General features: G+C 39.8%; 8 protein-coding genes. 1 reads left to right on the top strand and 7 read right to left on the bottom strand.

What is annotated here, in order from left to right; genetic code table 11:
- Positions 1-237 precede the first annotated feature (237 nt).
- Entirely contained in the window at positions 238-2379 is a 2142-nt protein-coding gene (locus CSQ79_RS08470; protein ID WP_099700760.1) for an acylase, read from the top strand.
- Positions 2380-2455: 76 nt separating this feature from the next.
- Here CSQ79_RS08470 and CSQ79_RS08465 read toward each other — a convergent pair whose 3' ends face one another.
- The 7 genes from CSQ79_RS08465 to CSQ79_RS08435 all read right to left on the bottom strand — a co-directional run bounded on the left by CSQ79_RS08465 (position 2456) and on the right by CSQ79_RS08435 (position 15376).
- The gene (locus CSQ79_RS08465) at positions 2456-3205 is read right to left on the bottom strand and encodes a thioesterase II family protein (RefSeq protein WP_099700759.1); all 750 of its coding nucleotides are present in this window, start codon (positions 3203-3205) and stop codon (positions 2456-2458) included.
- 18 nt (positions 3206-3223) lie between these two features.
- Entirely contained in the window at positions 3224-3436 is a 213-nt protein-coding gene (locus tag CSQ79_RS08460) for an MbtH family protein (RefSeq protein WP_099700758.1), read from the bottom strand.
- A 38-nt stretch (positions 3437-3474) separates the two neighbouring features.
- The gene (locus tag CSQ79_RS08455) at positions 3475-4884 is read right to left on the bottom strand and encodes an aspartate aminotransferase family protein (RefSeq protein WP_099700757.1); all 1410 of its coding nucleotides are present in this window, start codon (positions 4882-4884) and stop codon (positions 3475-3477) included.
- Positions 4885-4949: 65 nt separating this feature from the next.
- Positions 4950-9431, bottom strand: a complete 4482-nt coding sequence (locus CSQ79_RS08450; RefSeq protein ID WP_099700756.1) for a non-ribosomal peptide synthetase family protein — start codon at positions 9429-9431, stop codon at positions 4950-4952.
- Between the two features lie 195 nt (positions 9432-9626).
- The gene (locus CSQ79_RS08445; RefSeq protein ID WP_099700755.1) at positions 9627-12791 is read right to left on the bottom strand and encodes a non-ribosomal peptide synthetase; all 3165 of its coding nucleotides are present in this window, start codon (positions 12789-12791) and stop codon (positions 9627-9629) included.
- Positions 12792-12818: 27 nt separating this feature from the next.
- Positions 12819-13826, bottom strand: a complete 1008-nt coding sequence (locus CSQ79_RS08440) for a TauD/TfdA family dioxygenase (RefSeq protein ID WP_099700754.1) — start codon at positions 13824-13826, stop codon at positions 12819-12821.
- The gene (locus CSQ79_RS08435; protein ID WP_099700753.1) at positions 13823-15376 is read right to left on the bottom strand and encodes a condensation domain-containing protein; all 1554 of its coding nucleotides are present in this window, start codon (positions 15374-15376) and stop codon (positions 13823-13825) included. Before CSQ79_RS08435 ends, CSQ79_RS08440 begins: the two co-directional genes overlap by 4 nt.
- Positions 15377-15421 lie beyond the last annotated feature (45 nt).

Here is a 15421-nt window from a genome sequence, read left to right as displayed (position 1 = left end):
CAACTATTAACCAGCATCAAACGTGCGACCAATAATTACACCTAGCTACTGATCTTCTCAATTAACCTTGAATAAAAATGAGAAAGTTTCCTGTTTAGTGATATTATAAACGGCGTTAAACTTGTCATATTAATGGTGTATTAAACAAAATTCTCGTCTTTTTCATCAAGATATTGCACGCCTCTAAGCAAAAATTATTAAAACTCCTTCGCAACAAGGAATTACGCCATCAAAATAATGTTCACAGTATCTTCGCAGTTGCTCCGTCTTGGAAATTTTTCACTCTTTCAAAGCTTACGCTATTGGCGCATTGCTAAATTGAGCTTGAGCTTGTTTTTGCTCGGTCTAATGTTCACCGTATTAGTGGGTTTAAAAAGTTCAGCAGTAGAACCTCAAGAGACTGAAATACTTTGGGATACCGTCGGTGTTCCCCATATTTATGGCAAGAATGACGAGGGTGCATTTCGAGCCTTTGGTTGGGCGCAGATGCAAAGCCACGGCGATTTAATCTTGCGTCTCTATGGTCAAGCACGAGGACGTGCTGCTGAGTACTGGGGAGAGGAATATCTAGATTCAGATCGCTGGGTACAGACTATGGACATTCCAGAACGTGCCCGCGCATGGTATTTGGCACAAAACCCAACTTTTCGTAACTATCTCGATGCCTTCACTGCTGGAATCAACACTTATGCTCAAGAACACGGCGATCGCATTGATAACGAAGTTAAAGCTGTGCTGCCAGTTACACCAGAAGATGTGCTAGCTCACGTTCAACACTTGCTTCATTTTACTTTTGTAGTCAACCCGCATAAAGTTGCAGATATAAGTGACGAAGACTACTCAGCAGGCTCGAATGCTTGGGCGATCGCACCTTCAAAGTCTGCGAGTGGAAATGCAATGCTGCTAGCGAATCCGCATCTACCGTGGTCAGATCAATTTTTGTGGTATGAAGCCCAGATAACGGCTCCAGGAATTGATGCTTACGGAGCAACACTCGTCGGCATTCCTGTTTTAGCGATCGCGTTCAATGACTATCTAGGCTGGACTCACACAGTCAACACGCATGATGGTTGGGATGCTTATGAACTCACACTTGCAGACAAAGGTTATCGCTTCGACGGACAAGTTCGCGCCTTTGAAACAAAAACTCTTGCCTTGAAAGTCAAGCAGGAGGACGGCACGATGCATTTAGAGCCGCTTGTAGTGAGACGTTCCGTACATGGTCCCATTGTTGCCCACAATGGCAAAACTTTAGCTTTGCGTGTTGTTGGTCTTGACCAACCAGGCGTACTTGAAGAATGGTGGGATATGGCACGTGCCACTAATCTTTCTGAGTTTGAAGTTGCCTTGAAACGACTACAACTACCAATGTTTACGGTGATGTATGCAGATCGCGAGGGGCACATTATGCACCTGTTTAATGGTCAAGTTCCAGTTCGAGCCAAAGGTGACTTTGAATTCTGGCAAGGGACTATACCAGGGAATACATCTGACACACTGTGGACAAAAACCCACTCCTATGAAGATCTACCGCGCGTTATCGATCCCGCAAGCGGCTGGTTGCAGAATACTAACGATCCACCGTGGACAACGACATTTCCCCTCGCCCTCGATCCTAATAAATTCCCGCCCTATATGGCACCGCGTTTTATGGATTGGCGATCGCAGCGCTCTGTGAAGATGCTGACAGAAAATCAAAAAATGTCTTTTTCACAGATGATTCATGACAAACATTCGACACGCATGGAACTTGCCGATCGCATACTAGACGATCTCATTCCAGCAGCCCGCCAACAGGGAAGTAATTTAGCACGTCGAGCAGCAGATGTACTCAATACTTGGGATCGCCAAGCAAATGCAGATAGCCGAGGTGCAGTTCTCTTTGCCGCTTGGGCAGAAGCAATGGATTTTGAGCAGGGGTTTAGTCAGCCTTGGAATGAAGATTCTCCCCTTGTGACTCCTGATGGTTTAGCAGATCCTCAGAGTGCAGTAGCAACCCTAGAAAATGCAGCAGCAAAGGTTGAAAAAGCTTATGGATCGCTGGATGTCGCTTGGGGAGAAGTTTTTCGGTTAAGTTACGGCGATGTAGATTTACCGAGCAATGGTGGTTCTGGAGGTCTCGGAATTTTCCGCGTTCTAGATTTTGCTCCCTCAGAAGATGGACGCTTTCAATCGGTCGCTGGAGATTCCTTTGTTGCAGCAATTGAGTTTTTTAATCCGGTACGGGCTATGGTACTCAACAGCTATGGTAACGCGACTCAGCCTGGTTCCCCGCACGTAGGAGATCAACTGCAATTTTTCGCCCGCAAACAGTTACGTCCTGTGTGGCGATCGCGTCCAGAGATTTTTGCTCATCTAGCCGAGCGTCAGGTCTTTTAAGTATGGTAATAGTCAGTTTTGACCCTGACCCCTGACCTCTGCCATACGCCTCACCAAGCTGAAAGTGAAAATAACTTCAACGCAAGTTGAGTTTTTGAACTAGGCTTTGGAGTAAAAGTGCTTGAGCCGAGTGGATAAAAAAGTGGTCGCCAGGAAGCATCTGTAATGAAAAGGAAGCACTTGTCTGTTGCTGCCATGCTGCAAGCTGTTCGCGAGTAGCTTCTTTGTCTTGTAACCCACCAAAAACAGCGATCGGACATTCTAGCGGTGGCTCGCTAGTATAAACGTAAGTTTCCAGTACGGCAAAATCGGCGCGGATAGTATGAATCAGCAGTTTCATTAGTTCAACATTCTGTAGCACTGCTTCAGGTGTACCGTTAAGACGGCGCAGTTCTGCTAAGAATTCTTGCTCTGGTAGCGCGTGGATGGGTGCATCGCCAACACAAACTTGAGGAGCGCGGCGACCAGATATAAATAGATGTACTGGGCTAATACCATGCTGTTTGTACAGTAGGTGGGTAAGCTCAAAGCTCACAAGCCCACCCATACTGTGACCGAAGAAAGCGAATGGTTTATCTAAATATGGTACAAGAGCGCAGGCGATCGCTCCTACCAGAGGTTCTAACCTGTTAAATGGGGTTTCTGTGAACCTTCTGCCTCGCCCAGGCAGTTCGACAGGACAAACTTCAAGCGTTGGCGGTAAACTATTCAACCAGGTGCGAAAGCTCAAAGCGCTGCCACCTGCATACGGAAAACAGAATAGACGCAAGCTTGCTTGAGGATTGGGGTTAGGGCAAATCCAATTAGAGGTTGATGTCGTCACCACGTTTCTAAATTCTATTGCTTAGTTTTTAGAAGCTTCCATTTGCTGGCGTAGACTGAGCGGTCTCATATCAGTCCACACTTCTTTGATATATTCAAGACACTCCGCTTTCAAACCAGTTTTACCCGCATCACGCCAACCAAGAGGATTTGCTTGGTCGGCAAACCAAATAGAATATTGTTCTTCATGATTTATCACAACTTTGTAAATGGTATTGTCTGCTTCTTTGTTCATAGTTAATCTCCTTAAATATCATTTGTGATGTAATTTAATCAAGGTAAAAAATGTCCTTCTCGCAGGTTTTGAACACTTTCTTTAACTGCTTCAATTATGTAATTAATATCTTCGTCACTATGGGCTGTAGAGAGTAAACCACCACCTGGACGGAGAAAAACACCTTTTTCAATGAGGTGGTAATAAATTAAACCTAAGTTTGCAGCCGCAGCAGCATTATCAGGAGATACAGAATCATCTAAGGGTACAGCATTAAAAATAGAGCCACAATTTGCTAAGCGGATAGGAACGTTATCTTGGGCAAAATAAGTATTGAGTTGATTGATAAATTTAGTCGTGCGATCGTTGAGGTTTTCGTAAAGTGAAGCTCCTTCTTTTTTGAGGTGTTTTAGCACTGCTAATGCTGCTGCCATTGCTAAAGGATGTTTGCAATAAGTACCAGCAAAGAAAGTCGTTTCTACCTGTGGAGAAGATGTATCTCCATAGTTCCACATTCCACCGTCAATGCGATCGAGATAAGTAGCTTTGCCAGCAATAATGCCAATGGGCATCCCTCCACCTACTATTTTTCCATAAGTTGCAATATCTGCTTGAATACCAAACCATCCTTGTGCGCCATTGGGATGAATGCGGAAACCTGTTAGCATTTCATCAAAGATTAAGGCAATGCCAAATTCTGCTGTTAATTGCCGTAATTCTTGTAAAAATTCGCGCGGTTGTAAATCAGGACGGCTATTTTGTACTGGTTCAATAATAACAGCTGCTAAGTCATCTGCATTTGCTTTAATAACTTCAAGTGCTTGGATTCCGTATTCTAATACTGAAACATCAGCAATGATATTTTGCGGTACTCCTATATCTGTGGGCATAACTGTTGCAATGCCATCAACAATTTGAGATTTTGCTAGAGTGCCATCAAAATGCCCGTGATAGGAGCCAGAAAACATGACAATTTTATGACGTCCAGTTGCGGCTCGTGCTAAACGTAATGCTGTCATAACAGCTTCAGTACCCGTATTGCTGATAGCAACTCGTTCCATTCCAGTTAATTCACTGAATAACTCAGCAACTTCTCCCGCTAAATCTGATTGTGGCCCGATGTGGATACCTTGTTCAAGTCGTTGTGTAATAGCTTCTTTCACAAATGGTGGATTATAACCAAAAAGATTGACTCCAAATCCCATCATCAGATCTACATATTCATTTCCGTCGATATCCCACATTTTTGAGCCAACAGCATACTTACCAATGATGGGATAGACTATTTCTTTATATTCCGCCCGAAACCCTGCAGAACCTCTGACATCAGCTAAAACTGAGCGATATTTTTGTGTTTGTTGTTTCGATTTTTGAGTTTTTTCAGTATAACGTGCAATGAATTTTTCCAAATACTGCTGTTGATGATTAGTGAGATTTGTATTGTTAGTTAATAAGCTAGATGTTGGCATACTGTTTAAACCTTTGTTGAATTAATTTGAGTTGAATCTTTTACTAACTTCAAAAAAATAGCAGGTTATAAAAATCCGGTGCGCATCATGTACGAAATATAAGTAGTCAGTAGTTTTTCATCAATTGCCGGACAAACAATAGATGTATCTGCAAGACCAGCCATAGTATTTTTACAATCAAACTCTAAAGCTATGGGTTGAGAACTTGTTTCCGATTCTCTAGCTGAGAAAAAAGGCACTAAAGGATATAAAGGATGCTGTGGTGAAGAACCAGCAGTATCAATTAACTTTTTGTACCATTTGTTGTAGGAAATCTGTTGAATTTGATAATCAAGTGAATTAATAACTTTGAGCAGCATATCTGTGTGAAGAAGTTGAGAATTTACCAAATGGAAATTTTTATCTTGGGATCTTTGTTGTTTTGACAGGTGGATAATAGCTTGACTGACATAATCAACTGGTAGAATGTCTTCCATAATATCTACATCAGGTACGCTCCCAAGATGTACGCAACCAATAATTAATCGATAAACAAAGTCATTTCTATTAAAAACACCCGTTTGGCTATGTCCTGATACACGTCCAACTCTGTAAATATAAGCTGGCAATCCTCTTTCTCGTGCAATATTGACTAACTTTTCACTTACCCATTTTGTTTGGACATAGCCGTTATCAGGTAGCGCATAATCATTCAAATTATCATCTTCTCTAATAATGAGATTTTCTGACATTCCTGCTACAGAAAAAACACTAGAAGTCGAAACATAATGTATAGGTTTAGATTTAGTTTTACACGCTAATCTTAGTACTTCTTGTGTTCCCAAAACATTTGTATTTTTAAGAACAGAATAGGGATAAATATGATGTACCCAAGCCCCATTATGATAGATAACATCAATTTTGGCTGCCATTTCTTGAAACTTCTCTTCAGAAAGGCCTAAAAGTGGTTGCGACAAGTCTCCAATGACAGGAATAATTCTAGAACTATAAGACTTATGCCAGAGTAATTTAGATTCAAGATTTTTTTGTAGCTTATTTTTACCTTCTACAATTGTAGAAGCGCGGATTAAGCAATAGATATCTGCTTGAGTTTGCTGCAAAAGTTCATGTAATAAAAATGCGCCGAGAAAACCTGTTGTTCCTGTTAAGAGAATACACGATAATTGAGTTGATATTTCTCCTTCAGGAATAATTTTGCCATCTAGAACTGCTTCAGTATTCAGATCAATCAAGTTTGTGTTGCTTTTGTTGCTTAAACTTATAGAATCTGAATTTAAAATATTATCAATACTCTCAGCTAGGCTAGCGATAGTAGGTGACTCAAATAAAACTCGTAGGGGTAAATCGACTTGGAATGCTGCTCGAATTTGCAGCATTAACCGAGTTGTTAACAGAGAATGTCCTCCCAACTCAAAAAAGTTGTTATGAATACCAATTTCTTCGATATTAAGAATTTCTTGCCATATGTTGACTAGAGTTCTTTCTATAGCATTTCGCGGGGGAGTAAAGGCTACTTTCAACTCCTGATTTATTGGTGCTGGTAGTGCACGACGGTCTATCTTGCCATTTGGGGTTAGTGGTAACTTTTCTAGCTCAATAAATGTAGAAGGAACCATGTAGTTAGGTAATTGGGTCTGTAAAAACTTGCGTAGTTCGCTTACTTGATTAATATTTTGAATCTTTGATGTGACTATATAAGCAATTAAATTTGCTTGGTTCGGTGTATCTTCTCGAACGATCGCTACAGCTTCGCGGATTCCTGGGTATTGCCTTAATGCTGCCTCAATTTCACCTAATTCGATCCGAAAACCACGTAATTTTATTTGATTATCAATACGACCTAATAGTTCAATATTTCCATCTAGAAGATAACGACCTATATCACCTGTTTTATATAAGCGGTCTGACGGATTTTTACTAAAAATATGAGGGATGAATTTTTGAGCAGTTAAATCTGGTTGATGGAGATAGCCTCTAGCTAAAGCAGCACCACCGATATAAATTTCTCCTGTAATTCCAACTGGAACAGGCTGTAGAGTATTGTCTAAGATATAGAATTGGGTATTTGCAAATGCTTTGCCGATTGGAACTAATTGTTCGACTGATAAATTGACTGTATCTACTTCAAAATAAGAACTATCAATTGTTGCTTCGGTTAAACCAAAAGAGTTAATTAGTCGTGTTTCAGGGCTACAGAAATTTTGGAATTTTTTATATTCATTGATGTACCAGCTATCGGAGCCACAAATAAGCAGTTGCATCCAATTAAGATGCTGTTGTGACTGTTCGAGATACTCGATTAAGTTGCGTAACACTCCTGGAACAAATTCCGCGCAATCAACCTGTTGTTGCAGCATGAGGTGATAAAGTTTTTGAGGTTCGAGTAAAAAATCACGAGGACACAGCACTAACTTTCCACCAGAACATAATGCACGGACTAGATCGCCTGCAAAAACATCAAAGGAAAAACTTGCCATTTGCAGATGACAATTAACTTTGTGTAGTTGATAAGCTTCTTCCCAAGCATAATATGCGTTGACAAGGCTACGATGGGCTACCATCACGCCTTTCGATTTACCTGTGGAACCAGAGGTGTAAATGACGTAAGCAAGGTTGTCTGGAACAACTGTGCTTTTAGGGTTTTCCTTGGCTTCGCTGGCGATTTGTTCCCAAGTGGTATTGTCTAAACAGATGACTTGATTGTGATGTGATGATGCAAGTAAGTGGGGTTGGGTAAGCAGGATTGATACTTCAGCGTCTGCTAGCATCAATGCACGTCGTGCTTGCGGATATGCAGGGTCAAGTGGTAAATAAGCTCCGCCTGCTTTGAGAATTGCTAAAACTGCTACGATTAAATCGAGCGATCGCTCCATGCAAATACCTACAAGAACCTCTGGTTTGACTCCTAAGGATTGTAAGTAGTGGGCGAGTTGGTTAGCACGCTCGTTGAGTTGTGTATAGGTAAGGTATTGATCTAAAGCAGTTGCGATCGCAACTGCGTCGGGAGTTTGCGCTACTTGCGCTTCAAATAATGTATGGATGCATTGCTGGGGTACATCTAGAGACTTGCTATTCCATTCTTCTAATTGATGCTTCTCTGTTGCAGTTAAAATAGGTAATTCAGACAACCGCTGGTCGGGATTCGCAACAATACCAGTTAGTAAAGTCTGAAAATGCTCAATCATGCGGGTAATTGTTGTAGCATCAAATAAATCCGTGTTGTATTCAAACCACCCGCTCAATCCTTGTTCTGTCTCAACCATTGAAAGCGTCAAGTCAAAATTTGCGGTTTGGCGTTCGACAGCAAGCGGGCTAAGTGTTAATCCTGGAAGTTGCAAAGTCTCTGTTGGTGCGTTTTGCAGGATAAACATCACCTGAAATAACGAATTGTGGCTTAAATCGCGTTCGGGTTGGAGTTCTTCAACTAACTGCTCAAATGGTAAGTCTTGATGCGTGTATGCACCTAAGGTTACTTCCCGCACTCGTTCTAGAAGTTCTCGAAAACTTGGATCGCCTGCAAGATCGGTACGTAATACTAATGTATTGACAAAAAAACCAATTAGCCCTTCAATTTCTGCTCGGTTGCGATTTGCAATCGGAGTGCCAACAATAATATCGGTTTGCTGCGTGTAGCGATATAGTAGTAACTTAAATGCAGCTAGCAAGGTCATGAATAATGTTACCCCTTGCTGTTGGGAAAGGGTTTTAAGCGCTGTGGATAATGACTTGGAGAGTTTGAGGGATGCGATCGCACCGCAATCAGTTTGAATTGCACGACGGGGACGATCAGTTGGTAAATCTAAAATTGGTAAAGTTCCACCTAATTTTTGCTTCCAGTAAGTTAGTTGATTTTGTAGAACTTCTCCTTGCAACCACTGTCTTTGCCAAACGGCAAAATCTGCATACTGAATTGGGAGTTTCGGAAGTATACAAGGTGTGTTAGTAGAAAAAGCTTGGTAGAGTGCGGTTAATTCTTTTATGAGTATCCCCGTTGACCAGCCATCGGAGACAATATGATGCATCGTAAATAAGATGACGTGTTCTGCTGCACCAAGCTGTAATAATGTTATTCGTAATAATGATTCTGTTGCTAGATTAAAGGGTTTTTGAGCTTCAGAAGTTGCTAGTTTGATAACTTTATTTTGTTGTTCAGTTTTAGTGAGAAGCTGTAAATTAATTATTGATATCTCAAACTCAGATGGCTCATTAACAACTTGTACAGCTTCCCCGTTTTCTATCTGAAATGTTGTGCGTAGCGTTTCGTGACGACGGATAAGTTCATTAATGCTACGAGAAAGTGCTGTTATGTTGAGATTGCCAGTTAAATGAACTGCGGTTGGAATATTATAGGCACAGCTATCTGGTTCTAATTGATGAAAAAACCATAAACGTTGTTGAGCAAATGATAGTGGAAAAACTTTGGTATTTCGATCTTGTGGTTGAATTTTGGTGTGTGAGGTTTTGGGCTTTTTCTGGTTCAATTTTTCCAGAAGCTTTTCTTGTTGTTCTGGAGATAGTTCTTTAATGCGTTTTAGTAGGCTACTCATTTATTTCTATTATTTGACTATACAAATTTATTTTGAAGAGTTATAGCACTCCTATCTGATTTGTGAAAACTATTTTTTAACGAACTGTAGAGACGCAGAGAAAAGAGTAAAGAGAAGTTTCACTAGTGATGTGGGAATGCCATATATCTAAAGTTTTCTTTTTTGATACATTTTGTTAACAGGAATTTGGATTAATTAAAGTTGATTCTTATGTTCTTCTAGTAGGTCTAATTCAGCTAAAGCTTGAGCTAAAATTTCTGCATTGGTTTGTTCGGCAAGCTTTTGTGTCACAATGAGTGCTAAATCGGCGATTGTGGGTGTCTCAAACATTTGCTGGACGAAGATTTCTACATCAAAAACATCACGTAAACGGGATATTACTTGAGTTATGAGTAAAGAATGTCCTCCTAAATCAAAGAAGTTATCGTGGATACCGATTCGCTCTAATTTCAAGATTTGTGCCCAGATTTTAGCTATTTTTTCTTCGATTGAATTGCGCGGAGCAACATAAAATTCATCGAGTTCTGGTCGTACTTGATCTGGTGATGGTAACTCTTGGCGATTCACTTTACCATTTGCTGTTAATGGTAATTCCTTCAAGGTAATAAATACTGAAGGTATCATGTATTCAGGGATTTGCTGTTGCAGGATTTTTTTGAGATTACCAATTGAAAAGGATGATTGTTGGAGAACAATGTAAGCAATTAAACGTTGGTCATTTTCTGCTTCTTGACGTACTGTAACTACGCAGTCTTTGATTGCGGGATACTGCAATAGTGCAGACTCAATTTCTCCTAGTTCGATGCGGAAGCCGCGAATTTTGACTTGTTCGTCGATCCGTCCGAGAAACTCCAGCAAGCCATCCGGTCGAAATTTAACTAAGTCGCCTGTTTTGTAAAGACGCGCCCCTGGTTCGTTGCTGTAGGGGTGAGGAACGAATTTTTCTGCGGTTAATTCTGGACGGTTGTAGTAACCGCGTGCGAGTCCTGCGCCTCCGATATACAGTTCGCCGATAACGCCTAACGGTACTGGTTGCAAGTATTCGTCTAAAACATAAAGTTGGGTATTGGCGATCGCTTTTCCAATGGGAATTGAACCGGATTGATGCAGGTTTGTGGGTACTTGGTAAATACAGCAACCAACTACGGTTTCTGTTGGTCCATATTCGTTTACTAAGATTGTCTCTGGGGCGAAGTCTTGCCAAAAGGTGATATTTTCTGACGTGAGGTTTTCGCCACCAATCACAAAAGTGCGTGTTCTCTCTGCAACTTGGTGAGGTGATAGTTGTTGGCTGAGTAACTTGAGATGCGAAGGTGTCAGTTTAACAAGACTGAGGTTGTTTCGTTCTTTCAGTGTCGTCGCAAGGTTTTCTAGATCGTGACTTTCGGGTAAAAGTTCAACTTGATTTCCTACCAATAATGGTGTAAATAAGCTGGTAATCGTTAGGTCAAACCCCAGCGACGAATGAACTAGCGTTCCGGTACCTTCTGCAACTGCATACGCTTGAGTCGCCCAGCTTAAGTAGTTAACTAAACCTCGATGCGGAATGAGAGTTCCTTTCGGTTCTCCTGTGGAACCAGAAGTATAAATAACATATGCTAAGTTGAGTGCGGTTGTGGAAGTCACAGGGTTTTCTGTTGGTTGGGTAGCAATCAGATCCCAATCGCGATCCAGACAAACAACTTTGAGATTATCTGCAAGGATATTTGCGGTTAAAGATTGCTGTGTTAGTACGAGTGGTGTTTGCGTATCTCTGAAGATATAAGCTTGACGTTCTGGGAGATAACTGGGGTCAATTGGAACGTAAGCTGCACCTGCTTTGAGGATACCCAATAGCCCAATTAGCATTAAGGGAGAACGTTCTACATATAAACCAATTAAAGTGTCGGGTGCAATTTTCAATGAATGCAAGTGATGTGCTAGTTGGTTCGCACGGTTATTAAGTTGGTGGTAGGTTAATTGTTGTTCGCCAAAGATAACTGCAATGCGATCGGGGGTAGTAGCACATTGTTCTTCAAACCAATGATGAACGCATTCGTATTTTGATAGAGGAGTTTGAGTGTCGTTAAATTTAAATAACAGTTGTTCTCGTTCCCTTTGACTAAGAACATCTAAACGTTTTATCGCCGCTTCGGGATTTTGGCTAACACTCGTCAACAACGATTGAAACTGTTCTGCTAAACATTGAATAGCTTCGGTTGTTAACAAACTAGCATCATAGTGAAACTCTGCATTTAGCGTGTTGTCTTGTGTAAAACAGCTAAGTTTTACTTTAAATCGGTCAGTACAAACATAGCGCTGACAGATAGAAAAAGAGACATTACCCGCAGAGTATTTCGTTGGTAAATCTGCAAACTCGTAACAAAACGGAAAGAATGAAAACTGCGGTTCATGTTCTACTTCCCAAATAAAACTTTCTTGCCATTCTGCAATTTCATTGGTCATTTGTTCTGTCTGTGACATCAACTCATTAAATTGAAAATCTGGTTTTAACTCACAGACAAGCGGTAAATATTTTGTCAACAAACCCAGTGCTGGTTTTAATTCCTCATAGTTACGTCCGTCAACACCAATACCCAGTAGCAAATTAGATTTTCCTGTCAAACGCCATAGTAAAATCTGCCAACAAGTTAATAATAATCCGTTTAAAGGAACTTGATACTTGTCTGCAATTAGTTTTAGTTTTTCTAATAAATCATTATTAATTGGTAAATTGATAAATTGTGGTTCAAATTCAGAGTTTTCTGTACAAAGTTTCTCACTAACTAATTGTAAGTTTTTTAAGCTAGAAATATCCGGCTGCTGCCAATATGTTGTTTTGGCTTCAGTGAGTAATTCATTCTGCCATGCAGCGATATCCGCATATTGCAGTGGTTCGTCGGTTATTTCTTCATCTGTATAGCAGCAAGCTAGTTCGCGAACAAGGTTATGTAGCGTTGTTAAATCTGCACACAACGCAGGTAAACTGATTAATAGCAATTTGTTGACAGATAAATTTATTAAAGACACACATAGTAGCGGCTCTTTCTCCCAATGCAACTGATTTAGTCTAGCTTGCTGTAATAATTGACTTATATCTACTTCACAGTAATTATCTCCTAAATTTTGGATATTTATTGAGATATTCTCATCTTTAATAAGCTGAAGGGGAACTTTGATACCCCAAGCGCGATGGAAATTTGTCCGCAAAATTTCATGACGATTGACTACTTTCTGTAAAGCCGATCGCAATAGTTCGACATCGAGATTGCCTTCAATAAGAATGGCACACTGAGCATAATAAGTATGATTATTTTCTTGCAGTAACCAAAGACGCTGTTGTTGTGGAGAAAGCTGAAATCCTTGAATTTGACTTTGCATTGCTTCTTACCATTAATTTTATAAATTCTAAAAACTAGTCATTTCACCCATTGCAACGAGTAATTTTCGTTCTCCAACAAAGGGATTGCGGGCGTGTGCTGTTAAAACATTATCAAGCAGTAAAACGTCTCCTATTTGCCAAGGAAAACTCACTTCTAATTGTTGATAAACTGCACAAATTTCTCTCATCACTGAATCTTCTATTCGACTACCATCAGCGTAGTAGCAGTTGCGTGGTAAATCCTCTTCTGCAAAGGAAGCAAAGAAAGATTCTCGTGTATCTGTATCTAAACAAGCCGGATGCCAATGTTGCGCTTGATTAAACCAAGATATTTCGCTTGTTTTTGGATGCTTAATAACTGCGGGGCGTACTGCACGAGTTCGTAATCCTCCATGAGCTTTCCATTCAAAATTGATGAAATTTTGCCGACAATAAGCTTCAACTTTTGCTTTATCTGATGTTTGAAAAACAGTTTGCCAATTTAAACCAAATCCATTGCCATAATTACGAACATACATGACATTTTTGTTAATGAATATTTCCTTGATATTTGAGTCAATTAAGTCAAAAACCTTGCGACTATCAACAATTGGTGTTTCTCCTCCTTGTTGTGCTGGTTGCCGACAACAAAATAAAATCTTCATCGGATAGTGATGATTGAAAGAATTTTCGTTATGCCACAGCAACTTGCGATCGCCAGGATAAAAAACTGGAGTATAAACATTATTTTCGATATTTTCGCGGGGATGTTCTCCATTCGCATTAAATAATTCGGTACAAACAACTCGACTAAATCTTTCAAACTCTGGCGCGGTACTAACGTTAAATCCCCGAAAAAGAATGACGCCATATTTAAGCAAATTAGTTGTCATAAATTCTTGGTTGCCAATTGCCCAATCTGCTAGATCTAGATTTTTAATAACTGGCTGAATGATCAATGGATAGTTTTTATTTGGTTCAGCAATTGCAACTAACTTTTCTTGAGACACGCCTTGACGCTTTCTAGCGTTATTGATTTGCAACCCTGATTTCATTCTGCAACCTCCATATTATGCGTCTGAATGATTTTACGCTTGATTAGTTTTAGTTTTTGCTGATATTCCGCTTTTGTTTTTTGGTTCTGAATTAGTTCATTTTGTTTATTGCTTTGTGTAATTTTTTTGATTAAATCTTGTAAGTAGATATTGGGTTGTTCTATAATATGATGTAAAATAGCTTCAAAATTATTTAAAACTTGCCTTGCAGTTGTATCATTAAATAAATCTGTATCGTACTCTAAAACACCAACTAAACCCTCTTGTTTTTCGGTTAACTCTAATAACAAATCTAATTGAGTTGTTGGATTTTCAAGTTTAGCTGGACTTACAGTTAAGCCAGTGAGATCTAAATTAGATGATTGAGTATTTTCTAAAATAATTTTTACTTGAAAAAGTGGCGAACGATTTAATCGGCGTTCGGGATTGATAATATCAACTAACTTATCAAATGATAAATCCTGATTTGCATAAGCATCTACAGTTATTTCGCGTACTCGTTGTAATAACTCTTCAAAGGTAGGGTTCCCTGATAAATTTGTCCGCAGCACTAATTGGTTAGCAAAAAAACCAATGAGATCTTTTGTTTCTGATTGGTTACGATTAGCAATATCTGTACCGATCGCAATATCTTCTTGCCCTGTGTACCAGTACAGTAAAGATTGAAATGCTGCCAGCAGAGTCATAAACAAGGTAATACCTTTGTGGGCATTAATTACCTTTAGCTTTTCTAATGTAGGTTTAGGTAATACAAAAGCTTGTCTAGCACCACGAAAAGTTTGTACTGTCGGGCGCGGATAGTCTGTAGGTAGTTGAAGTACAGATATATTTGCTAGCTGATGTTGCCAATATCTAATTTGTGCTGCTAAATGTTCTCCTTGCAACCACTGTCGTTGCCAAACTGCAAAATCAACGTATTGAATTGGTAAGTCAGGAAGTGGAGAAGGTTGATTTTGACAAAAGCTTTTGTAAAGAATATTCAGTTCGCGGGTGAGTACGCCAATTGACCAACCGTCAGCGATAATATGATGAATTGCTAATAGCAAAACGTGTTCTGTCGTTGCTAGTCGTAGTAAAGTGACTCGTAGTAAAGGTGCTTTGGCTAAGTTAAACGGCAACTGTGCTGCTTGATGCGTTAGTTGCAATACTTCTGCTTCTCTTGCTGGAGATTGTTGTAAATCAATAACAGGTATGTTTAATTCTAGATTGGGAATAATGACTTGAAATGGTTCTCCATTGATAAGAGTAAATATAGTTCGTAGTGCTTCATGACGGTTGATGACTTCGTTAAAGCTACGTTTTAATGCTTTTAGATTTAATTGTCCTGTTAAGCGTATTGGTAAGAAGATATTAAATGCTGGGTTTCCTGGTTGTAATTGATCGAGAAACCATAATCTTTGTTGAGCAAAAGAAAGGGGAAAGCGATTTGTTTCTCGATGCGTTTTGATGATTTGAGGTGAAACACTAGCTTTTTTATTATTTAAACTCTGTAAGAGTAGCTTGCGTTTTTCTGGAGAAAGTGCAGCAACTCGGGCTGAAATATCATTCATATGAATTCTAGAGTGGTTGACTTGCAAAGGTGTAGAGAAGACATA

It is taken from the genome of Gloeocapsopsis sp. IPPAS B-1203 (assembly GCF_002749975.1).
Classification (GTDB): domain Bacteria; phylum Cyanobacteriota; class Cyanobacteriia; order Cyanobacteriales; family Chroococcidiopsidaceae; genus Gloeocapsopsis.
Note: the sequence above shows the minus strand (reverse complement) of the source record. Positions and strands in the feature narration are given on the sequence as shown.

Bases quoted from the DNA above. Each gene is read 5' to 3' on its own strand.
- CSQ79_RS08470 (WP_099700760.1), top strand. From the start codon at position 238: ATGTTCACAGTATCTTCGCAGTTGCTCCGTCTTGGAAATTTTTCACTC.
- CSQ79_RS08460 (WP_099700758.1), bottom strand. From the start codon at position 3,436: ATGAACAAAGAAGCAGACAATACCATTTACAAAGTTGTGATAAATCAT.
- CSQ79_RS08455 (WP_099700757.1), bottom strand. From the start codon at position 4,884: ATGCCAACATCTAGCTTATTAACTAACAATACAAATCTCACTAATCAT.
- CSQ79_RS08450 (WP_099700756.1), bottom strand. From the start codon at position 9,431: ATGAGTAGCCTACTAAAACGCATTAAAGAACTATCTCCAGAACAACAA.
- CSQ79_RS08445 (WP_099700755.1), bottom strand. From the start codon at position 12,791: ATGCAAAGTCAAATTCAAGGATTTCAGCTTTCTCCACAACAACAGCGT.
- CSQ79_RS08440 (WP_099700754.1), bottom strand. From the start codon at position 13,826: ATGAAATCAGGGTTGCAAATCAATAACGCTAGAAAGCGTCAAGGCGTG.
- CSQ79_RS08435 (WP_099700753.1), bottom strand. From the start codon at position 15,376: ATGAATGATATTTCAGCCCGAGTTGCTGCACTTTCTCCAGAAAAACGC.